Source organism: Enterobacter cloacae complex sp. ECL352 (genome assembly GCF_020149545.1).
In the GTDB taxonomy this organism is placed as follows: domain Bacteria; phylum Pseudomonadota; class Gammaproteobacteria; order Enterobacterales; family Enterobacteriaceae; genus Enterobacter; species Enterobacter asburiae_B.
Genome location: NZ_CP083709.1, coordinates 2580480 through 2601304, shown reverse-complemented (window position 1 = coordinate 2601304; position 20825 = coordinate 2580480). Strand labels below are relative to the sequence as shown.

The following is a 20825-nucleotide window of genomic DNA, read 5'->3' as shown; positions in this document are numbered from 1 at the left end:
AACCCTCAACTTTAGACGTATTGTATTGACCCAACTTGTGACTGTTGTTAGGCGCTCTTCGGAGCGCCATTTTTTTTATTCGCGTTTCAGCCGCTTCGAGTTGCACAGCCAGAGGGTGATCACCAGCAGCAGGATCGCCGCCGAGTAGATCAGCACGTCGAGCGGGGACTTATGATCGACGATGATCAGCCGCACTATCGCAGTGATCCCAATGTAGACAAAATAACGCAGCGGGAAGTGAAAGCCGGACTGAAAGTACTTCACAATCAGGGCGATAAATTCAAAGTAGAGAAAGTAGACCACCAGGCCTTCCACCAGCGCATATTTGCTGGTTTGTTCAGGGGCGAACAGTACATCCGCAAGATGCACTGTCTCTTTACCCAAAAAGACGACCAGTATCAGGCCAAGGCTCAACAGACCGAGGTTCAGCACGGTCTGGAGGACTGTTGAGATAAACTCAACGCGCGGGCGAGTCAGGGATGTCATACAGCACCTCATTCTCCAGGGCGAGGTTCCTGTATAACGCAAAAATGTGACGGGGATCTATATTTTTTGTTTATGTTTTGTCCGCATGAGCATTCTTGCCGGGCGGCACTGCGTTTGCCCGGCCTACAAAAACACTAACGTAGGCCCGGTAAGCGCAGCGCCACCGGGCAAAGAAGCATCAGCGGAAGTTAATGTTCTTATCGCTCGTCATGTCATACAGCTGGAACTTACGTCCAAGCTGCTGACCCCCGTCACGCGTCAGCGGCGTCCAGCCCACTGCCGCACGGCTGCGGGTTGGGCCTGACGAGAACAGATCCAGCGGAATCGACACGTAGACCCCTTTGGTGAAGTCCCCTTCCCCGTACTCGTCCGGCGAAACGTTGGTGATAGTGGCGTAGCCACCCACCACGACGCCGCTGTCGAAGTGTTTAGAGATGTCCAGCGTACCGCCCTTATCGCCCGCCAGGTACTGGCCGACGCTGGCTTTCACCAGCACGTCAGGGGCGAACGACGGCGTCCAGTAGGCGGTCAGATGGCCCGTTTTGACGCTGTAGTCGGTGAATTTCATCATGTCCTGCGCGCTGCGCCAGTCACGCTGTTTGACGTAGTTGGCATCCACCCCGAACGCCCAGTTACTGTCGACAGGACGATAAAGCACTTCCGCCCCCGCGCCGCCGTACATGGTTTCCAGATACCCGCCGTACACCTGGCCGTAGAAGCCGTTGCCGAAGTACTGGAAGTAGTTGGCCTGCAGGTTATTCACGTAGGCATCGTTTTGTACGTACTCACGCACGCGGGTACGCACGCGCGGCAGCGCCGAGTCTTTTGGCGGGTTGGTGTAGTTGAACTTGTCGTAGTTATTGGCGATGTTGCCGAACAGGCTGCCGGTGGTCAGCAGGTGGTCGGTGAGCCACAGATCCGCCGTCGCCATGACGCCCAGCTGATACATGTAGAAGTTTTCAGGCCCGCCGACGGACTGGTTCAGCACCGGATCGATATGGAAATCGAAGCGCGATTTGTCGATATACCAGCCCTGCTCGGTGGTTTCCGGCACGATCGGCTCTACGCGTTTTTGCACCAGCTCGGTTTCATGCCCGAGCGGCTCGCCTTCCAGATGGCGCCTGAGGCTGGCAACGTCCGTTTCGGTTGTGACCTGCGGCAGGTTGAGGCGGTTCTCCGTCACGCGGATCGTGCGGATCCCCTCCGGCAGATCGTTCATAACGATCCGGTTAGCGCGTTCGATCCCTTCGCGCGAGTCGCGGTATTTCACCTGCTCGCCGGTGACGTACAGCGTGTCGCCTTTCACCTGAATTTTCGGATCCGCCAGGCCGGCATTGTATTTCAGCAGCGTCAGCTGGTTTGCCACCACGGAGTGCTGCAGAATCGCATCCTGCGGCTCCGGCTGGTATGCAGGGCGCGCGTTATCATTGTAGTGCGGCCGCATGTCGTTAAAGTTGGTGCGCAGCGTGAAGCCAAACATCACCGTATTGCCGCGCTCGTAGCTGAGGTTAACGTCGGCCCAGTCGGTGACGCGATAAATGGCGCCGACGTTAAACTTGCTCTTCTGCTCAATCTTTCCGGCGAAGTCCTGCGAGTAGTCATTCCCCTCATATTCCAGCTTCAGGCGCAATGGCTGCCAGGGCGTTTGATACTCCACGCCGCCAAACAGCGACGCCGGACCGTGGAACATCTGGTCTCCGTTGATGGAGCCCGCTTTCTTATAGCTGTTATCGCGGTAGCAGTATTTATCGCTGTAGGAGCAAAACGGGTTTTTCACGTTTCCGCTGGTGCCGAGATAGCCCCATCCCAGACCGAGCGAGAAGTCGAACGGCCCCCAGGCTTTACTGGCCACGATGTATTCCGCATCAAACAGACCGGTACCACCGATATCTTTGGCGCCCACGGACACCTGCGGCATCCAGTAGCTCTCTTCCCACAGGCGCAGCTTGACGTCGAAGGCTTTATCTTTGTAAGTCTGATCGCCGGAGAACGCCTCTACGCTGCTGTATTGTTTCGTACGCACGTCGGTATAGCGCAGCGTGGTTTCAAGCCACGGGAACAGCTGCACCGAGGCGGAGTAGTAGCGATACTGGTCGTTATCACGGTAGTTAAGGCTAATTTCGCCTTCGCGCGCCATACGCGCGGTGGGCGTTTGCAGTAAACCGACGCCGCCGAAGTCTGACTGAGACGGGCCAATGGGTGCCGGATACGTTTCTGCATGGCAGGCGGCACTCACGCAGAGCGCCAGCATGCTGTAGAGATAGGTTCTTTTCATTATTCCGGTATCCGCTGAATCAGGGAGTGAAGGATATCGGCGTTAAGCCCGTCATACGCCTTCGTCCAGAAATGGTCGGCAAAACCGACAAAAATGATGCTGCCCGGCATAGGTTCGATATGCCGTTTATTCCAGTAAGCGACGGGGGCTTTTTGTGTGTGCCCGTCAGGGTAAACCACCCAGGCGTAGCTGTTATCGGCACCGCTCAGCAGGCTCTGCTCGTCGAGGTAGCTCGCCACGTCACGACCGGGCGTAAAGGGCTTTTTACCCGGGCTGCTGATAAGCCCCATCACGGTCACCGTCGTCGGCTTCTCCGGCAGCCAGAGCGTATACTCCCCTTCAAGCGTGGGATTGCCCTTTTCCGTGACGCGCACTTCGTCGGGATCCAGGTTCAAGTTCTGACGGCCCGTCACCTTCAGCGCCTGCAGCTGCTGGCGAACGCTGTTAATCGCCGCCGCGTCGTCGCCATCTTCCTGCTCCGCTAATCCCGTCAGCCTGGCAAGGAGCGCCTTGTGCTGTTGTTCCGCTTCAGCGGTCTTCTGCCGCTCAGCGATCACTGCCCCCGGCCACCAGCTGTTGGCGAGCCTTGGCTGTCCGACGAGATCGAGCAGATGCTCAGCGTGGGTTAAGGTTTTGGGTTTTTCACTGTCCGGCGTGTAGACCTTCACCGTCCCTGCGGACCATGCCAGCGGCGCGGCAAGGCTGGCGATAAGCGCAACGTGGATGAGCGTTTTCATGATTTCGCCGCCTTGATCAGGGTGGTTTTCACCGGGAAGAATTCGGCACCGAGATACTGCAGGGACTGGCGGATCTGCCCTTCCTCGTCGATCCAGAAGCGGTTGTGCCAGGTGGCCTGGTCGGTAGTGACTTCTTCATCCAGCACGCGAACCTGCGTTTCGTCGCTGCCGACTTTCACGCTGTCCGTGCCGTCCCAGCGGAAGGTCGAGCGTGCCGTGGCGTAACGCACCTGCTTATGTTCGGTCCAGCCCATCGTGCGCGTCCAGCTTGCGCCGTCGGCGATCTGGTTCGGCTTGATCAGCGGATCGGCAGCGATGTTATTCACCTCCAGCAGGTTGTCGCCACCCAACAGGGTTTTCACGATACGACCATGCTGCGTCACGATGGTGGCCTGATCCTGCGTCACCCATTTCTGCTGCCCGTTTTCATCGAAAGCGAGCACCACAAACAGCTGCGGGCCATCGTTAAGCTGCATGTACTGACTGGCATAGGGCATGTTTTGAAGTTCGTCATCGGTCAAATGCACGCCCGGTGTGCCAAACATGCTTTCCCACAGTGAGTTTCCCAGCCCTTTGGTGGTGGCCGAGCACGCCTGCAGCAGCAGGCAAATCAGAATGATTGCAGGTCGCTTCACGACTCTTCTCCGAAGGGGCGAAATAACCACACCGAAGTGTGGTTATGATTAAAACACCCGCTATTACTGGGTGCTGGTTGTCGTGGTGGTCGTGGTTCCGGTATTGGAGCCATCACCGCCACCGGTTGCCGCCAGCGCGACACCCACGGCTGAACTTACGGTGCTGGCGCTGGCTGCGGTAGAACTTCCCGCAGACGCAGACGTCGCTGCCGAACCTGCCGCTTCCCCGACCTGAACCGGAGCTGCATAGACAGATGTCGCCGCAAGCGCAGATATGGCAAAAATGCCATACAGTACTTTCTTCATAACAATTTCCCTTCAATGAATGAATGGAGATTTGCCCGAAAAGAATTTCAGGCGGAATCGAGTATACACAACTACTGCCGTGGGTTTGCCGTAAGGCGAAATAGGGATGGAGTTTTCGGACTAATGGTTAAAATGGAAATGAAAGGCAAATAACATAAATATATAATAGATAAAAATCAATAAGTTATAATATATCCATATTAATTAACCACTACGTATTTTCTTAAAATAAACCGCAGCAATTAACGGGTTAAGCGTCTTTTTCGGATTAAACTCAGATTCAGAATTTGAGTTAACTAACAGACATCAGGAATTATCCGATAAAAAAATGCCGGCATTAAGCCGGCACGTTTTCATGACGTTTTAATTACGCACGCCAGGCTTTATAACGGTTGATCAAACCATTTGTCGAGCTGTCATGGCTGGCAATTGCTTTATCGTCACCCAGCTCTGGCAGAATACGGTTTGCCAGCTGTTTGCCCAGCTCAACGCCCCACTGGTCAAAGGTGAAGATGTTCAGGATGGCGCCCTGCGTGAAGATCTTGTGCTCGTACAGGGCAATCAGCGCGCCCAGGCTGAACGGCGTGATTTCGCGCAGCAGGATGGAGTTGGTTGGGCGGTTGCCTTCGAACACTTTGAACGGCACAACGTGGTCCAGGGTTGCCGGATCTTTACCCTGGTCACGGTATTCTTGTTCAACCACTTCGCGGGATTTACCGAACGCCAGCGCTTCGGTCTGCGCAAAGAAGTTCGACAGCAGCTTCGGATGGTGGTCGGACAGCGGGTTATGGGTGATAGCCGGGGCGATGAAATCGCACGGTACCATTTTGGTGCCCTGGTGGATCAGCTGGTAGAAAGCATGCTGGCCGTTGGTGCCCGGCTCGCCCCAGATGATTGGGCCAGTCTGGTAATCCACCGCGTTGCCGTTACGGTCAACGTACTTACCGTTGGATTCCATGTTGCCCTGCTGGAAGTAAGCAGCAAAGCGGTGCATGTACTGGTCGTATGGCAGAATCGCTTCGGTTTCAGCGCCGAAGAAGTTGTTGTACCAGATACCGATCAGCGCCAGCAGCACCGGCAGGTTTTTCTCTGGTGCGGTGGTGGAGAAGTGTTTGTCCATCGCGTGCGCGCCGGAGAGCAGCTCGACGAAGTTGTCGAAGCCCACGGACAGGATGATGGACAGACCGATCGCAGACCACAGGGAGTAGCGGCCGCCGACCCAGTCCCAGAACTCGAACATGTTCGCGGTATCAATGCCGAACTCGCTGACCGCTTTACCGTTGGTAGACAGCGCCGCGAAGTGTTTCGCCACGTGCTTGTTGTCGCCTGCGGTTTTCAGGAACCAGTCGCGCGCGCTGTGGGCATTGGTCATGGTTTCCTGAGTGGTGAAGGTTTTGGACGCAACCAGGAACAGGGTGGTTTCCGGGTTCACGTTCTTCAGCACTTCGGCGATGTGGGTACCATCGACGTTAGACACAAAGTGCATATTGAGGTGGTTTTTATACGGGCGCAGCGCTTCGGTCACCATGAACGGGCCGAGGTCAGAACCGCCGATACCGATGTTCACCACGTCGGTGATCGCTTTGCCGGTGTAGCCTTTCCAGCTACCGGAGATGATCGCTTCGGAGAAGGTTTTCATCTTTTCCAGCACCGCGTTCACTTCCGGCATGACGTCTTTGCCGTCAACGATGATTGGCGTATTGCTACGGTTACGCAGGGCCACGTGCAGCACGGCACGGTCTTCGGTACGGTTGATCTTCTCGCCGGAGAACATGGATTTGATGGCGTCGGCAAGCTCAGTTTCTTTCGCCAGATCCTGCAGTTTTGCCAGCGTCTCTTCGGTAATGCGGTTTTTGGAGAAATCCACCAGCATCAGGTCGTCGAAGGTCGCGGAGAACTTAGAGAAACGATCGGCATCCTTCGCGAACAGGTCCGCGATGGTGACGTCTTTCATTTCATCAAAATGTTTCTGGAGTGCCTGCCAGGCAGCGGTCTGCGTTGGGTTGATGTTTTTCATTAGCAATACTCTTCTGATTTGAGAATTGTGACTGCGGTCGATTGTAGCGCCTGCAAATAAAAATTGTGATGGTTTTTATGCCATTGCCCTGGCCTGCATCAAACACAGGTGAAAAGACCCGAAAAGTATAGCTGCTGAAGCGCCCTCCCGGGGCGGCGAAATGTCGGTCAAAAAGCCCTAAAACGGAGCATAAAATCTGGCGCTGTTATAAGTCCTGTTTCTCAGGGGTACCCCCCCATAAAAAATCCGCATAATCCCAGCATTGACAGGACCTCCCCCGCATTTTATTTATAGGGCCGTATTTTGCGCCTGCACCTGTTTTCGTTTCACTCTTGTGCCAAGGTCGCTTATTCATTCCCTGACACGAGGTTGTTATGACGAGTTTTGTGGTCGCCAAATTTGGCGGCACCAGTGTGGCCGATTACGATGCCATGAACCGCAGCGCCGATGTGGTGCTGGCCGATCCGAATACCCGCCTGGTGGTGCTGTCTGCCTCCGCCGGCGTGACGAACCTGCTGGTTTCTCTGTCTGAAGGACTGGAAGCGACAGAACGTTTCGTGAAGCTGGATGCACTGCGCAAAATTCAGTTCGACATTCTTGAGCGTCTGCAGAACCCGAACGTCATCCGCGAGGAAGTGGAACGTCTGCTGGAAAATATCACCACTCTGGCAGAAGCGGCGTCTCTGGCTACCTCCACCGCCCTGACCGACGAACTGGTCAGCCACGGTGAGCTGATGTCCACCCTGCTGTTTGTTGAAATCATGCGCGAGCGTAACGTTCAGGCGCAGTGGTTTGACGTGCGTAAAGTGATGCGTACCAGCGATCGCTTTGGCCGCGCCGAGCCGGACGTTGAGGCGCTGGCGGAGCTGACCAATCAGCAGCTGGCACCACGCCTGGCAGACGGTATCGTGATCACCCAGGGCTTTATCGGCAGTGAAGCGAAAGGCCGCACCACCACGCTTGGCCGCGGCGGCAGCGACTACACCGCCGCGCTGCTGGGCGAAGCCCTGCATGCAACGCGCGTGGATATCTGGACGGACGTTCCGGGCATTTACACCACCGACCCGCGCGTCGTTTCTGCGGCTAAACGTATTGATGTGATCGCCTTTGAAGAAGCGGCTGAAATGGCCACCTTCGGTGCGAAAGTGCTGCACCCGGCAACGCTGCTGCCGGCCGTACGCAGCGATATTCCGGTCTTCGTCGGCTCCAGCAAAGATCCGAAAGCGGGCGGGACGCTGGTCTGCAAAAAAACGGAAAACCCACCTCTGTTCCGCGCCCTGGCCCTGCGCCGTCGCCAGACGCTGGTGACGCTCCACAGCCACAATATGCTGCATTCACGCGGTTTCCTGGCGGAAGTGTTTGGCATTCTGGCGCGCCACAATATCTCGGTGGATCTGATCACCACCTCTGAAGTGAGCATTGCGCTTACGCTGGACACCACAGGCTCTACCTCCACCGGCGACACGCTGCTGACGCAGTCGCTGCTGATTGAGCTGTCTGAGCTGTGCCGCGTGGAAGTAGAAGAAGACCTGGCGCTGGTTGCCATCATCGGCAACAAGCTGTCGCGCGCCTGCGGCGTGGGTAAAGAGGTGTTCGGCGTGCTCGACCCGTTCAGCATCCGCATGATTTGCTACGGCGCATCCAGCTACAACCTCTGCTTCCTGGTACCTGCCGATCAGGCCGAGCAGGTCGTGCAGAAACTTCATCAGAATTTGTTTGAATAAAATTCGTTAGCACGATAAACAATACCTATAAGCCGGGCACAGACCCGGCTTTTTCATAACTAAACAACACGACAATACTGCAAGGAATCCACTATGTTATCCGCCGTTACGCGGCTGTTCCCGTTATGGGCGCTGCTGCTCTCCGTACTCGCGTATTACACCCCCGCCACGTTCACGGGCATTGGTCCGTGGGTCGCCACGCTGCTGATGCTGATCATGTTCGGTATGGGCGTGCATCTGAAAGTCGACGACTTTAAACGCGTGCTGTCTCGCCCTGCGCCCGTCGCGGCAGGGATCTTCCTGCACTACCTGGTGATGCCGCTTGCGGCGTGGCTGCTGGCGATGGCCTTTAAGATGCCGCCCGATCTCTCCGCCGGGATGGTGCTGGTAGGCAGCGTGGCCAGCGGCACGGCGTCCAACGTCATGATCTACCTGGCGAAAGGCGACGTGGCGCTCTCCGTCACGATCTCGTCCGTTTCGACGCTGGTTGGCGTCGTTGCCACGCCGCTGTTAACCCGTCTGTACGTGGACGCGCATATTCAGGTGGACGTGATGGGCATGCTGCTCAGCATTCTGCAGATTGTGGTGATCCCGATTGCGCTGGGGCTGGTCATTCACCATCTTTTCCCGCGCGTGGTGAAGGCCGTTGAGCCGTACCTGCCCGCGTTTTCGATGGTCTGCATTCTGGCAATCATCAGCGCCGTGGTGGCGGGTTCCGCATCGCACATTGCCTCCGTGGGCTTTGTCGTGATTATCGCCGTGGTGCTGCATAACACGATTGGCCTGCTGGGCGGCTACTGGGGCGGGAAGCTGTTCGGTTTTGACGAATCGACCTGCCGCACGCTGGCAATCGAGGTAGGCATGCAGAACTCCGGCCTGGCGGCGGCGCTCGGTAAAATTTACTTCTCCCCGCTGGCGGCCCTGCCTGGCGCGCTGTTCTCCGTCTGGCATAACCTCTCCGGCTCGCTGCTGGCGGGCTACTGGTCCGGCAAACCGATTGATGAACAAACGAAAAAAGATGCGGTGAAGCAGGGTTAATTTACGCGGCTTGCTTTACACTGAAGCCTCTCTATCAGGAGGCTTCAGCAATGGCTACACCACGTTTGACCCAGAAAGACATGACGGAAGCCGAGCTGCGCGAACTGAAAACGCTTCTCGACCGCGCCCGTATCGCACATGGCCGCACGCTGACGAACGCCGAAACCAATCAGGTGAAAAAAGAGTACATCGATAAGCTGATGGCGCAGCGTGACGCCGCGGCGAAAAAAGCCCGCAAGCTGAAAAAAGAGCAGGCTTATAAACCCGATGCAGAGGCGACCTTTTCCTGGTCGGCCACAACGTCTACCCGTGGAAGGCGCTAATCAGCGCCCTTTCTTTTTGCGCCCCGGCTGGGTAAAGCGTTTTCCATTCCCCGGCTTGCCTCGCCCCTTATCTTCCGCCTGCGGCGCCTTCACCACCGGGCGCTTAATCGCCTGGGTTTTCGGTTTGGCTTTGGCCTTCGGCTTCGCTTCGGACGAGGAATTCTCGATAAGCTTGAAGAGTTCAATCAGCTCGTCATCCGTTAAATCGCGCCACTCGCCCAGCGGGATACCGGACAGGCTGACGTTCATGATGCGCGTGCGTTCCAGCTTCGTCACTTCATAACCGAAGTGCTCGCACATACGGCGGATCTGGCGGTTTAAGCCCTGCACCAGCGTAATGCGGAACGCGAACGGCGCTTCTTTCTTCACCTTACACTTTTTCGTGACGGTACCGAGGATCGGCACGCCCGCGCCCATGCCGCGAATAAATTCGTCCGTGACCGGCTTATTCACCGTCACAATGTACTCTTTCTCGTGGTCGTTACCGGCACGCAGAATTTTGTTGACCAGATCGCCGTGGTTGGTGAGGAAAATCAGCCCCTGAGAGTCTTTATCCAGACGGCCAATCGGGAAGATACGGCTGCTGTGGTTCACGAAATCAACGATGTTGTCCCGCTCACCGTCTTCCGTGGTGCTGACAATCCCAACCGGTTTGTTCAACGCGATAAACACCAGGTCTTCAGCATCACGCGGTTCGATGACCTGACCATTCACTTTAACCACATCGCCAGGGACCACCTGGTCGCCGATGGTGGCGCGTTTGCCGTTAAGAAACACGTTACCTTGTTCAATGTAACGGTCAGCCTCGCGACGTGAGCAGATCCCGCTCTCGCTAATGTATTTGTTTAATCGGGTTGATTGAGTTGGCAGCATAGTTTCTCCTGTGAAGGGCGAAATATACCTTACCTTGCGGCTGACAAAAAAGTGTTAGTAACCGTTGATCAAAAAATCGAGTGCATCCCGCAATGAAGACCGGTTTTGTGTAAGATCGGCAACACGCTCACCTAACTCTTTTGGCGATATGCCAGCCATCATGTGCATCATAACCACGCAGGGCTTACCCGCTATCTCAACGACAGGGCACACTTTCGCAGGCGGCTGAATGCCTCCCAGGTGGCTAAGCTCAACTGCTGGGGCGACCAGGACATGCTTCATCACATTGGCCACGGGATGCTGCATATTGATTAGCCAGGGATAGGCAGTTTTCCCCTTACCTTCATTCTCATAAGCAAAATATTGCTCCATCAGAACGATCTCTGAGAATCACTAAAGGAGCCGTTTTCATCAACCCACTGGTTAATGGCCTCGATAGCAGCTTTATTTTCTGCTAACCACTCTGCGCGCTGATGCGCTCGAAACTGCTCCTGCAGCGCAGCCGTGAGTACAGCAGAGAGATTAAGTTTAAGCCGACGCGCCTCTTCAAGGATTTCTGGTGCTAACGACACATTGACTGATTTTTTGATGCCTTGAGTAGCGCGCATGAAAACCCCCATCGGAATGCGCATGAATTGGCGAAGTGTAGCGTAATAAACGAGCATTTTCTATTCCCTTCAAAATGTAAGGTCTGAAGAGTAAATGGCGCTTTATAAAGTGTCACGCCCCGCAAAACGATTTTGCGAGGCGCTTTCAGAGATTAATACTCATCCCGCTCGTCGTCTTCATCCGGCTGTTCCATCACGCTGTACGCCACCGCGCAGAACAACGAGTTGAGACGCTTCATATCCCCCAGCAGCCCCAGATGCAGGGAGCTGGTCTCGATACTCTGCACGTTCTGCTGGTGCAGACGCTCAACGTGGGCGTGCGAATAGCGGCGGTTCAGAATGCGGAAACGATGTTTGTTGCGGCGCAGGCGGCGCGCGCTCGGCACGTCGCTGGAGAAGAAGACCAGCATCGCCAGCTTGAGGTTGCTGACCAGCTGTTCGTGCAGCGCTTCCAGCTCCTTCAGGCCTTCACCTGAAAACGCACGACGCGCGGCAAGGGATTTGTCGGCGATCTCGCTGCCCATACGCTCCACGATATCCGAGGCCTGCTCAAGGTTAAGCGACATCTCGATGATTTCCGCCCAGCGGCGGGACTCCTCTTCCGCCAGCTCGTCCTGCGGCATACGCGCCAGGTAAAGCTTAATGGCGGTATAGAGCACGTTGATATCGTCCGCCAGTCTGCGCAGTTCTTTCTCTTCACGCGGCTCGCCGTGCATCACCTTTTGCAGGCCTTCGAGCATGGTTTCCATTGCGTCGCCCATGCGCAGCGTCTCGCGCGCGGCATTCGCCAGCGCCAGCGCCGGGGTATCCAGCGCGGACGTATCCAGGTGCTTCGGCTTCAGGCGCGCATCCAGCTCCGGTTCGTCCTGAATGAGGCGTTCGCAGAAGCGGGCCATCGGCGCGGCAAACGGCACCATCGCCAGGCAGCGCACCAGGTTGTAGAAGACGTGGAAGTAGATCACCAGCTCCGCCTTCGGCAGCGGGAGATTGTCCATCAGGTTCGCCAGCGGGTGGATAAAGGGCAGGATAATCAGGCTGCCCACCAGCTTAAACAGCAGGCTGCCCAGCGCCACGCGGCGGGCGGCGGCATTGGCCGCGCTGTTGTTAAGCATCGCCAGCAGGCCGGAGCCGAGGTTAGCCCCGATCACCAGACACAGCGCTACCGGGAAAGAGATCGCCCCTGCGGCGGTAAGCGTGGCCGTCAGCAGGACCGCCGCCAGGCTGGAGTAGCTGACGATAGCAAACACCGCGCCAATGAGCGCGTCCAGCATGATGTCCCCGGTCAGGGAGGCGAAGATGACCTGAACGCCATTGGCCTCGGTGATTGGCGTGACCGCCTGCACAATCAGCTCCAGCGCCAGCAGGATCAGCCCGAGGCCAATTCCTACGCGCCCGAGCTGCCCGGCGCGCGTCTGTTTGCGGCCGAGGAAGAAGATGACGCCGAGAAAAATCAGCAGCGGCGACAGCCAGGAGAGATCGAAGGTCAGAACACGCGCCATCAGCGCGGTACCTACATCCGCACCCAGCACAATCACCAGCGCCGGGGCCAGCGCCACCAGATCCTGCGCCACAAAGGAGGTGACAAGCAGGGTCGTGGCGTTACTGCTCTGCACCAGTGCCGTTACGCCAATGCCCGCGCAGAAGGCGAGCGGCTTCTTCTCAACGCTGCTGCTGAGAACGGTACGCAAGCGCGCGCCAAATACGCGCATCACGCCGGTACGGACGATATGGGTGCCCCATACGAGCAGGGCGACTGCAGAGAGCAGGTGTAACAGGGTCAGCACGGAAGGTTTTCCTCCTTATCGTTATTCGTTTTCCATAGGTTCAGTATAAGGGTTTAAACGTAAGAAAGAGACAGGGCGCCCAATGAGCGCCCTGTTTGTTGTAAGGAAAAGTGATTTTAGTCGGCGTCGTAGCCGAGATTAGGCGCCAGCCAGCGCTCCACTTCAGACACGCTCATGCCTTTGCGCAGGGCGTAATCTTCAATCTGATCCCGCTGCAGCTGCGCCACGGCAAAGTACTTGCTGTCCGGATGGCTGAAGTACCAGCCGGAAACGGACGCGCCTGGCCACATGGCGAACGACTCGGTGAGCTTCATGCCGGTATGGGCTTCCACGTCCAGCAGCTTCCAGATGGTGCCTTTTTCGGTGTGTTCCGGACAGGCCGGGTATCCCGGCGCCGGGCGAATCCCCTGGTAATTTTCGCGGATCAGATCCTCATTGCTGAGGTTTTCATTCGCCGCGTAGCCCCAGTGCACCTTACGCACGCGCTCGTGGAGGTACTCGGCGAAGGCTTCCGCCAGGCGGTCGGCAATCGCTTTCACCATGATTTTATTGTAATCATCGTGCTGCGCTTCGAACGCGTCCGCCAGCGCGTCTTCCTCCAGACCGCCGGTCACCGCAAAGGCGCCGATATAGTCGGCTTTACCACTCAGCTTCGGCGCGACAAAATCGGCCAGGCAGTAGTTGGCAAAGCCCACTTTCTCGGTTTGCTGGCGCAGATGGCGGCTGACCGCCAGCACGTGGGTGCGGGTTTCATCGCGATAGATTTCGATGTCGTCGCCCACGCGGTTCGCCGGGAACAGGCCCACCACGCCGCGCGGGTTGAGGCTTTTCTCTGCGCTCAGCGTGTCGAGCATATCATTGGCATCTTTAAACAGGCGCTTCGCCTCCTCGCCAACCACCTCGTCTTCCAGGATGCGCGGATATTTGCCCGCCAGCGACCAGGTCATAAAGAACGGCGTCCAGTCGATGTAGTTGCGCAGCGTCTCGATGCTGGCCGTTACGTCCTGCACGCCCAGGCGGTGCGCGACCGGCGGCGTGTAGCTGGACCAGTCGAAGGCCAGATCGTTGTCGCGCGCCGCCTGAAGCGAAACAGGCGGGGTGCGCGGCTTCTTACGGCCGTGCTGGATGCGAACGGTTTCGTACTCTTTGCGGGTGCGCGCCACAAAATCGTCGCGCTGGGTGTCGGAGAGCAGCGCGGAGACCACGCCCACGGTGCGCGAGGCGTTCTGCACGTAGACCGTCGGGCCGCTGTAGTTCTGCTCGATTTTCACCGCCGTATGCGCTTTTGAGGTGGTCGCCCCGCCAATCAATAGCGGAATGGTGAAGCCCTGTCGCTCCATCTCTTTTGCCACGTTGACCATTTCGTCCAGCGACGGCGTAATCAGCCCGGAGAGGCCAATCAGGTCGGCGTTCACTTCGCGCGCGGTCTTGAGAATTTTGTCCGCCGGGACCATCACGCCGAGGTCGATAATCTCGTAGTTATTACACTGCAGCACTACGCCAACGATGTTCTTGCCGATGTCGTGCACGTCGCCCTTCACGGTGGCGATAACCATCTTGCCGTTGCTGGAGCCTTTCTCTTTGCTGGCTTCGATGTAGGGCTCCAGATAGGCCACTGCCTGCTTCATCACGCGGGCGGATTTCACCACCTGCGGCAGGAACATTTTGCCCTCACCGAACAGATCGCCGACCACGTTCATGCCGTCCATCAGGGGACCTTCGATCACCTCAATCGGGCGGGCTGCCTGCTGGCGCGCCTCTTCGGTATCGAGCTCGATAAATTCGGTGATGCCTTTGACCAGCGAGTATTCCAGGCGCTTTTTCACGTCCCACGAACGCCACTCGGCCTGCTGAACGTTTGCCGCCTCATCCGATTTGCTGCCGCGGTATTTCTCCGCCAGGTCCAGCATGCGCTCGGTGGCGTCGTCGCGGCGGTTAAGGATCACGTCCTCGACGGCGTCGCGCAGCTCGGCGGGAAGGTCGTCGTAAATCGCCAGCTGGCCGGCGTTAACGATCCCCATGTCCATGCCGTTGCGGATGGCGTAGTAGAGGAACACGGCGTGGATCGCTTCGCGCACCGGGTCGTTGCCGCGGAACGAGAACGACACGTTCGATACGCCGCCGGAGATCAGCGCATGCGGCAGCTCTCGCTTGATGTCTTCACATGCGCCGATAAAGTCCTGGGCGTAGTTGTTGTGCTCTTCAATCCCGGTCGCAACGGCGAAGATATTCGGGTCAAAGATAATGTCTTCCGGCGGGAAGCCCACCTCTTCGGTCAAAATCTTGTACGCGCGGCGGCATATCTCAATTTTGCGCTCGCGGGTATCGGCCTGGCCCACTTCGTCAAAGGCCATGACCACCACGGCGGCACCGTAGCGGCGGACCATCTTCGCGTGGTGGATAAAGATATCAACGCCTTCTTTCATCGAGATAGAGTTGACGATGCCTTTACCCTGGATGCACTTCAGCCCTTTTTCGATGACTTCCCACTTGGAGGAGTCGATCATGATCGGCACGCGGGCAATGTCCGGCTCACCGGCAATCAGGTTGAGGAAACGCACCATCGCCGCTTCGGCGTCGAGCATCCCCTCATCCATGTTGATATCGATAATCTGCGCGCCGCTTTCTACCTGCTGGCGGGCAACGTCCAGCGCTTCGCTGTACTTCTCTTCTTTAATCAGGCGTTTGAACTTTGCGGAACCGGTGACGTTAGTACGCTCACCCACGTTCACAAACAGGCTGTCGTCGCCGATGGTCAACGGCTCCAGGCCGGACAGACGACAGGCAACCGGAAGCTCGGGCAGCTTGCGCGGCGGCAGACCGGCCACGGCGTTGCTCATGGCCGCGATATGCTCCGGCGTGGTGCCGCAGCAGCCGCCGACGATGTTCAGGAAGCCAGACTCGGCCCACTCGCGGATTTGCGCCGCCATGGTGTCGGCATCGAGATCGTATTCACCAAACGCGTTTGGCAGACCGGCGTTCGGGTGGGCGGTGACGTAGCATTCCGCGATACGGGAAAGCTCCTGCACGTACTGGCGCAGTTCATCCGGCCCCAGCGCGCAGTTCAGGCCAAAGGAGAGCGCTTCGGCGTGGCGCAGGGAGTTATAAAACGCTTCGGTTGTCTGGCCGGACAGGGTACGGCCGGAGGCGTCGGTGATGGTGCCGGAAATCATGATTGGCAGGTCAACGCCGAGCGCTTCAAACTCCTCTTTCACCGCGTAAATCGCGGCTTTGGCATTGAGGGTATCGAATACGGTTTCAATCAGGATCAGATCGGAACCGCCTTCCACCAGCGCTTTGGTCGATTCACGGTAGGCCGCGACCAGCTGATCGAAGGTGATATTACGAAACGCCGGGTCGTTGACGTCCGGTGAAATCGACGCGGTGCGGTTCGTCGGGCCAAGCACCCCGGCAACGTAGCGAGGCTTGTCCGGCGTGCGGGCCGTCCACTCGTCGGCGCAGGCGCGCGCCAGCTTCGCGGCTTCCAGGTTGATTTCCGCCGACAGGGATTCCATCTGGTAATCCGCCATGGCGATAGTTGTCGAGTTAAAGGTGTTGGTTTCAACGATATCCGCACCCGCTTCGAAGTAGGCGTTGTGGATATCCTTAATAACGGACGGCTTGCTGAGCACCAGCAGGTCGTTGTTCCCTTTCAGGTCGCAGGGCCAGTCGGCAAAGCGTTCGCCGCGGAAATCATCTTCACTCAGACGATACCCCTGGATCATGGTGCCCATGCCGCCGTCCAGCACCAGAATTCGTTCATTTAACTGCGCACGCAGTTGCTCTACTTTGCTGCTCACACTTGCTCCCGACAACGCTCAACAAGGCCATAAGGCTGCGTTCCATACTGGCACAATCTCGCAGGGTGGAAAAGCCGCACAGCGGTAACATGAGACATGTTCACCATCACTCCTCCGATCAGTCAGGATAACGGTTGCAAATTCACCAAATAAAACGAAAATGATTTCCACGATACAGAAAAAGGAGATCGTCATGGTCGCGACCGTTCCCGCTAAACGCGGCAGAAAACCTGCTGCCACCACCGCCGCCGCACAACAGGGCGGACAGGTTCAATCGCTCACGCGCGGTTTGAAGCTGCTGGAGTGGATAGCCGAGTCGCACAGCAGCGTGGCCCTGACGGAGCTGGCCCAGCAGGCTGGCCTACCGAACTCCACGACGCACCGCCTGCTGACCACCATGCAGCAGCTGGGCTTTGTCCGCCAGGTCGGCGAGCTGGGGCACTGGGCGGTGGGCGCGCATGCGTTTATCGTCGGCAGCAGCTTCCTGCAGAGCCGCAACCTGCTGGCAATTGTGCACCCGATTCTGCGCAAGCTGATGGAGGAGTCCGGCGAGACCGTAAACCTGGCGGTGCTGGACCAGAGCGACCACCAGGCGATTATCATCGACCAGGTGCAGTGCACGCAGCTGATGCGCATGTCCGCACCGATTGGCGGCAAGCTGCCGATGCATGCCTCCGGGGCGGGGAAAGCGTTTCTCTCGCAGCTGAGCGAGGAGCAGGTGACGGGACTGCTGCACCGTAAAGGTCTGCACGCCTATACCCACGCCACTCTGGTATCGCCCGTGCACCTGAAAGAAGATCTGGCCCTGACCCGCAAGCGCGGCTATTCGTTTGATGATGAAGAACATGCCCTGGGCCTGCGCTGCCTCGCGGCCTGTATTTTTGACGAGCACCGCGAGCCGTTTGCCGCTATCTCCATCTCCGGGCCGATTTCGCGGATGACCGACGACCGCGTGACCGAGCTGGGCGCGCTGGTGATTAAGGCGGCGAAAGAGGTGACGCTGGCGTATGGTGGGATTCGTTGAGATTGAGTGCGACCTGATGCCCTCACCCCGGCCCTCTCCCGCAGGGAGAGGGAGAAAATCTGATGCCCTCACCCTGCTAGAGAGGGTGCAAACCTAATGCAAAACCTCTGCTTGCGGCGGTAAGCGTACACATCTTCGACATGCCCATTTTTGATCCGCGTTTGCAGCCCGCGCCAGTAGCTGGCGCGGAACAGATCCTCATGCATTTCTTCAAATAACGGCCCGATGCGCGGGTCGGCGCACAGCCAGTGGCGAAACTCCTCCGGAAACACATCGCCCGGCGAGACGCTGTACCACGGCTCACCGGAAAGCTCGTCTTCCGGGTAGCGGGGCTGTGGTATATCGCGGAAATTCACTTCGGTCATGTAGCAAATTTCGTCGTAATCGTAGAACACCACGCGCCCGTGACGGGTGACGCCGAAGTTTTTAAACAGCATGTCGCCCGGGAAAATATTGGCGGCGGCAAGCTGGCGAATCGCGTTGCCGTATTCTTCAATGGCATCCCGCAGCGCCTGGCCTTCGGACTGCTCAAGCCAGATATTCAGCGGTACCATGCGGCGCTCAATGTAGAGATGGCTAATCACGATTTTATCACCCAGATCGGTGATTTTCGCGGGCGCTTCCTGCATTAACAGCGCCATGAGCGCCGGGTCGATCTGCTGTTTATCCAGCACAAAGTTTTCGAACTCCTGGGTATCCGCCATGCGCCCGACGCGGTCGTGCTCTTTAACCAGCTGATAGCAGGCGCGAACGTGCGCGGCGGTCATCTCTTTCTGCGGCGCGAATCTGTCTTTAATCACCTTAAAGACCCGGTCAAAGCCCGGCAGCGTAAAGACCAGCATCACCATACCGCGAATGCCGGGCGCTTCGATAAACTGCTCATCGGCCGCGGTGACATAGCGCAGGTACTCCCTATAGCTTTCCGTTTTGGCGTGCTTCTGGCAGCCAATGGCCATATACAGCTCGGCGGTGGTTTTGCCCGGCAGGATCTCCCGCAGCCACTCCACCAGCGCGGCAGGCAGCGGGGCGTACACCATGAAATAGGAGCGAGCGAAGCCAAACACGATGCTGGCCTCGGCGCTGGTGGTCAGGCAGGTATCGACAAACAGTTCCCCGTCGTCGGTACGGTGAATGGGCAGCAGAAAGGGCACAATGGCGGTCGGCGTAACCAGTTTGCCCACCAGCCAGGCGGCTTTATTGCGGTAGAAAAGCTCGTTGGCAACCTGCAAATGGCTGTGGCTGAGCACCTCAGCGCCGAAGGTTTCGTTGAGATGGGCGTGGACATAGCCGATATCCCGGGTTTTATTCTCCCAGGGCAGGCGCAGCGGCAGATCCGTTAGCACGCGGTGCAGGAGCTTTTCCCATCCGCGATCGGGAAAGAAATCTTTCGCCAGCGGACGGGGAATGGTTCGAAAGCGTCGCTCGGGCTGGGAGCTGAAGATAAATAACCGCTCAGGAGATAGTGAGCGGTGGTCAAATAACCGACAATAGACGGAGTTGAAAAAGCTCTCCGCAATCTCGAAGCGCGGGTAATCGGGTAACAAATGGGTGTAGTGCTCTTTCACGCGCAGTAAAAATTCCGCGTCCGGGCTTTTACCGTCGGTAATACAGCGCAGCTGCTCCACCACCAGACCCACGTGGTGGTCATAGAGATGGATACGCTGCTTCATGGCCTGCTGAACCGCATGCCAGTCTGCATGTTCGAAGCGCTGCTGCGCGCCGGATGTCACTTCAAGAAAACGACCATACTGGGCATCGAAGCCCTGCAAAATAGTTTGGGCAATCAGCAATTCCAGGCCACGCGACATATATTCCCCCTCACCCCAGCCCTCTCCCCGAGAGGGGAGAGGGGGAAAAGATTAGAACTGTGCTTCTTCCGTTGAACCCGTTAAGGCGGTGACGGAGGAGGTGCCGCCCTGAATTATCGTGGTCACATTGTCAAAGTAGCCGGTCCCCACCTCCTGCTGGTGAGACACGAAGGTATAACCGTCTTTGCCCGCCGCAAACTCCGGCTGCTGCACCTTCTCAACGTAGTGCTTCATGCCCTCACCCTGCGCATAGGCGTGCGCCAGGTCGAACATGTTGAACCACATGCTGTGGATACCGGCCAGGGTAATGAACTGGTATTTGTAGCCCATGTCGGACAGCTGCTGCTGGAAGCTGGCGATGGTTTTGTCATCCAGCTTTTTCTGCCAGTTGAAGGACGGCGAGCAGTTATAGGCCAGCAGTTTGCCCGGATACTTCGCGTGGATGGCGTCGGCAAAGCGTTTTGCCAGCGCCAGATCCGGCGTGGAGGTTTCACACCAGACCAGGTCCGCGTAAGGCGCGTACGCCAGGCCGCGGCTGATCGCCTGTTCAATGCCGGCATGGGTACGGTAGAAACCTTCGCTGGTACGCTCGCCGGTGATGAACTCGCTGTCGTACGGGTCGCAGTCAGAGGTGATCAGGTCCGCCGCGTCCGCATCGGTACGGGCAATCACCAGCGTCGGCACGCCGAGCACGTCCGCGGCCAGACGCGCGGCAACCAGCTTCTGTACGGCTTCCTGTGTAGGAACCAGCACCTTACCGCCCATGTGTCCGCATTTTTTCACTGACGCCAGCTGGTCTTCGAAGTGAACGGCCGCTGCACCGGCCTCAATCATCGATTTCATCAGCTCGAAGGCGTTCAGCACACCGCCGAAGCCCGCTTCCGCATCCGCGACGATCGGCAGGAAGTAGTCAATAAAGCGCGGATCGCCAGGTTCGATACCGGCAGCCCACTGGATCTGATCCGCACGGCGGAAGGTATTGTTGATCCGATCCACCACCGACGGCACGGAGTTAGCCGGATAGAGCGACTGATCCGGGTACATGCTGGACGCCAGGTTAGCGTCCGCCGCAACCTGCCAGCCGGAGAGATAGATAGCTTCAATACCGGCCTTCGCCTGCTGCAGCGCCTGACCGCCGGTCAGCGCGCCGAGGCTGTTGATGTAGCCCTTTTTAGAGCCACCGTGCAGCAGCTTCCACATTTTCGCCGCACCGTTCTGTGCCAGCGTGCATTCCGGATTGACCGAGCCGCGTAATTTCACCACTTCCTCCGCGCTGTAAGGACGGCGGATGCCTTCCCAGCGAGGCTGTGTCCACTCTTTCTTCAACTCTTCGATTTGTTGGGTACGGGTTTTCATGTGCAGATGCTCCATATTGTTATGTGGTGAG

The 20825-nt window shown here is 57.6% G+C and carries 17 protein-coding genes; 4 read left to right on the top strand and 13 right to left on the bottom strand.

Annotated elements, in window-relative coordinates; genetic code table 11:
• Positions 1-75: 75 nt before the first annotated feature.
• The 6 genes from psiE to pgi form a co-directional block, all read right to left on the bottom strand.
• Positions 76-486 (bottom strand): phosphate-starvation-inducible protein PsiE, encoded by a 411-nt coding sequence (psiE, locus tag LBF07_RS12645; protein WP_021242727.1) that lies wholly within the window; start codon positions 484-486, stop codon positions 76-78.
• 178 nt (positions 487-664) lie between these two features.
• On the bottom strand, positions 665-2761 hold the full coding sequence (locus LBF07_RS12640) for a YjbH domain-containing protein (protein ID WP_064673006.1): 2097 nt from the start codon (positions 2759-2761) through the stop codon (positions 665-667).
• Positions 2761-3498: a capsule biosynthesis GfcC D2 domain-containing protein gene (locus tag LBF07_RS12635; RefSeq protein WP_094935068.1), complete on the bottom strand. Its 738-nt coding sequence runs from the start codon at positions 3496-3498 to the stop codon at positions 2761-2763. Before LBF07_RS12635 ends, LBF07_RS12640 begins: the two co-directional genes overlap by 1 nt.
• Entirely contained in the window at positions 3495-4133 is a 639-nt protein-coding gene (locus LBF07_RS12630; protein WP_094935069.1) for a YjbF family lipoprotein, read from the bottom strand. Before LBF07_RS12630 ends, LBF07_RS12635 begins: the two co-directional genes overlap by 4 nt.
• 63 nt (positions 4134-4196) lie before the next feature.
• Positions 4197-4439 carry an exopolysaccharide production protein YjbE gene (gene yjbE, locus LBF07_RS12625; RefSeq protein ID WP_008503423.1) on the bottom strand — a complete coding sequence of 81 codons (243 nt, stop codon included), beginning with the start codon at positions 4437-4439 and terminating at the stop codon, positions 4197-4199.
• A gap of 367 nt (positions 4440-4806) precedes the next feature.
• Complete coding sequence (gene pgi / locus LBF07_RS12620; RefSeq protein ID WP_048977787.1) at positions 4807-6456, bottom strand: glucose-6-phosphate isomerase; 1650 nt, start codon at positions 6454-6456, stop codon at positions 4807-4809.
• A gap of 374 nt (positions 6457-6830) precedes the next feature.
• On the opposite strand from pgi, the gene lysC reads away from it, so the two are divergent.
• From lysC to LBF07_RS12605, 3 genes are all read left to right on the top strand, one after another.
• Entirely contained in the window at positions 6831-8180 is a 1350-nt protein-coding gene (lysC, locus tag LBF07_RS12615; RefSeq protein WP_023309996.1) for a lysine-sensitive aspartokinase 3, read from the top strand.
• 93 nt (positions 8181-8273) lie between these two features.
• Complete coding sequence (panS, locus tag LBF07_RS12610; protein ID WP_048977786.1) at positions 8274-9218, top strand: ketopantoate/pantoate/pantothenate transporter PanS; 945 nt, start codon at positions 8274-8276, stop codon at positions 9216-9218.
• A 50-nt stretch (positions 9219-9268) separates the two neighbouring features.
• Positions 9269-9541 (top strand): DUF3811 domain-containing protein, encoded by a 273-nt coding sequence (locus tag LBF07_RS12605; protein ID WP_094935070.1) that lies wholly within the window; start codon positions 9269-9271, stop codon positions 9539-9541.
• Here LBF07_RS12605 and rluF read toward each other — a convergent pair whose 3' ends face one another.
• The 5 genes from rluF to metH all read right to left on the bottom strand — a co-directional run bounded on the left by rluF (position 9542) and on the right by metH (position 16606).
• Positions 9542-10414: a 23S rRNA pseudouridine(2604) synthase RluF gene (rluF, locus tag LBF07_RS12600; protein WP_023309993.1), complete on the bottom strand. Its 873-nt coding sequence runs from the start codon at positions 10412-10414 to the stop codon at positions 9542-9544.
• Between the two features lie 54 nt (positions 10415-10468).
• Complete coding sequence (locus LBF07_RS12595) at positions 10469-10786, bottom strand: CcdB family protein (RefSeq protein WP_048977782.1); 318 nt, start codon at positions 10784-10786, stop codon at positions 10469-10471.
• Positions 10786-11079 (bottom strand): type II toxin-antitoxin system CcdA family antitoxin, encoded by a 294-nt coding sequence (locus LBF07_RS12590; protein WP_094935071.1) that lies wholly within the window; start codon positions 11077-11079, stop codon positions 10786-10788. Before LBF07_RS12590 ends, LBF07_RS12595 begins: the two co-directional genes overlap by 1 nt.
• 95 nt (positions 11080-11174) lie before the next feature.
• On the bottom strand, positions 11175-12806 hold the full coding sequence (locus tag LBF07_RS12585; protein WP_039264168.1) for a Na/Pi cotransporter family protein: 1632 nt from the start codon (positions 12804-12806) through the stop codon (positions 11175-11177).
• A 116-nt stretch (positions 12807-12922) separates the two neighbouring features.
• Positions 12923-16606, bottom strand: coding sequence for a methionine synthase (metH, locus tag LBF07_RS12580; protein ID WP_033144373.1), 3684 nt, complete (start codon positions 16604-16606; stop codon positions 12923-12925).
• Positions 16607-16799: 193 nt separating this feature from the next.
• Here metH and iclR point away from each other — a divergent pair, with 193 nt between their 5' ends.
• On the top strand, positions 16800-17630 hold the full coding sequence (gene iclR / locus LBF07_RS12575; protein ID WP_045888359.1) for a glyoxylate bypass operon transcriptional repressor IclR: 831 nt from the start codon (positions 16800-16802) through the stop codon (positions 17628-17630).
• 68 nt (positions 17631-17698) lie between these two features.
• On the opposite strand, the gene aceK is transcribed toward iclR, so the two are convergent.
• Both aceK and aceA read right to left on the bottom strand, forming a co-directional pair.
• Positions 17699-19438, bottom strand: a complete 1740-nt coding sequence (gene aceK / locus LBF07_RS12570; protein WP_069303512.1) for a bifunctional isocitrate dehydrogenase kinase/phosphatase — start codon at positions 19436-19438, stop codon at positions 17699-17701.
• Between the two features lie 51 nt (positions 19439-19489).
• Positions 19490-20794: an isocitrate lyase gene (aceA, locus tag LBF07_RS12565; protein ID WP_024906665.1), complete on the bottom strand. Its 1305-nt coding sequence runs from the start codon at positions 20792-20794 to the stop codon at positions 19490-19492.
• Positions 20795-20825: the final 31 nt, after the last annotated feature.